This is a genomic window from SAR324 cluster bacterium (assembly GCA_029245725.1).
Taxonomy (GTDB): domain Bacteria; phylum SAR324; class SAR324; order SAR324; family NAC60-12; genus JCVI-SCAAA005.
In genome coordinates this window covers 1-1781 of record JAQWOT010000252.1, presented here as the reverse complement: position 1 = coordinate 1781, position 1781 = coordinate 1, and the positions used below count along the sequence as shown (strand labels likewise).

General features: G+C 38.3%; 2 protein-coding genes. Both read right to left on the bottom strand.

Annotated features, from left to right (window positions below; genetic code table 11):
• Positions 1–401: 401 nt before the first annotated feature.
• The gene (locus tag P8O70_14145) at positions 402–1298 is read right to left on the bottom strand and encodes a hypothetical protein (protein ID MDG2197996.1); all 897 of its coding nucleotides are present in this window, start codon (positions 1296–1298) and stop codon (positions 402–404) included.
• A gap of 313 nt (positions 1299–1611) precedes the next feature.
• The coding region (locus P8O70_14140; GenBank protein ID MDG2197995.1) for an IS1 family transposase at positions 1612–1781 on the bottom strand (170 nt) is incomplete at its 5' end.

The window sequence follows — 1781 nt, the reverse complement described above, 5'->3', positions numbered from 1 at the left end:
GATGTTGAAGTAAGTAATTTGAATGTCTACAGATGCCTAAAGGGTCTCAAAGACCATCAGAGCGAAAAACAGAAAGATTTGGGCTAAATTCAGTTGATGAATCTGCTAATTGTCTGTGCTGCGATAGAAATTGAATTAGCCTCAGATGAGCATTCAGATGAGGCCAAGCAGATACGGGGATAATCATCGGTGTATACTCTTTCTTTAGTATATATTTATAGATTCCAGCAAACTCAGGAAATATCTACTCTGCAACGTGGTCGACTGCAGGTATCCAAAAACGGGTGCCAATTATTACCAGATTAGATGTTTAATGAGTAAGATCAGTCAGACAGTATTGCTGTTACCCGAAGATCAGTTGGTGGGAGGGTAAGAGAGAGGTTAAATCCATTCAATGTAAATCAAAAACGAGCGTATATTGAAAACAGGTTATAATCTTGTAATACAATCATCACACTTGTGCTTACATTACCAAATTCATAGTCAGTATTTTCAGCCATAACAGTATAAATATCATGTTCATGGATATTGATTTCAAAATTGTCTCCGATATATGAATACAATTTAATATGAGCTAACACCCCAAAACCAAATTCAGATAGATGTTTGGTAGCTAATTCTCCTTTATTGGTACATTCACCTACCCGAGTATATTGGCCTAATCCTAGATGTTTATCTCCCTTAATAGTGTAGGGGCCACAAACATTAATTTCGTATTTCCCATAGGTATATTGTAATAATGGACCAGCTCCTATGGAAAACCATCTATTTGCTTCACTTGAAGTACCAAAAATACCCCACAATTTACCAAATGATATTATTCCTAGATCAACATCAGCACTGAGTGATGGTTCTGAACGGCTATTAATTTCTTCTTCAAGTCGAGGATATCTTATGAGGAATTTATCGATAAAAGTTTGTGATCTTTTGATCATAAACTCATTGGGATTTTTATTTGTTAGACTTCTATATGTCTCATTGTCATTATTAATTTCTAATGCTGGTGGTATGTCACTTAAATTAACTTCTGCGAAATCCAACACCCACTGTGAGTAGACATGTCCTTCTAATGATTCTGCGAATTGAATAACAAATGGCTGTCTGAGTGTTGCAGAATTATTTACGGCATCATCACTTGCAGCTAAAGAAAGATCATTGCTAGCAAAGGATGCGGTAGGATATGCTACGCCCAATCTAACACCAATTGCATTTGCACGAGGTTTAGGTTTACTTGAACAGGATGCAATCGCGAAAATAACTAGCAGAAGAAATATAGTAGGCAGGTGTCTGGATCTCATAAGATCTCCAGTTCTTAAGACGGTCGGCCGAAGTTGTACTCGGGTGAAGCGACACAGCTCTATTATGGATCATGCAAGGACTTCTCCTATTGTTCGACAACTGTAGATCAGGAATAGTGGAAATTGAAATCGGGATGGTCTGATTGATATAGCGAATAGATTATACGAAGTGATTGGACTGAAGCAGGAACGAAGTGTGGAAGAGTTTCATCGAGTAAATAGCCTTTTAGAATGTATATACGACTGATGCGTAGTCCATATATTGAACTTTGGGAGCAAAAAACAAAGTACCGCCGTCGTTGGGAGTTGGAGCTTAAGGGTTGTTTAGCTTATGGATGAGCAGTTCCAAAGAGACTTCCAACATCATTTTTGATTTGCTGTAGCAAAGCGTTTTACGATGGAGCCTGGCTAGATAATGTCTGAGTCGGCAGTTGAGTGATTCGATTTGTGTGGTGAAGGTCTTTCCGGCGTAATGCTTGGCCT

Bases quoted from the DNA above. Each gene is read 5' to 3' on its own strand.
- P8O70_14145 (MDG2197996.1), bottom strand. From the start codon at position 1,298: ATGAGATCCAGACACCTGCCTACTATATTTCTTCTGCTAGTTATTTTC.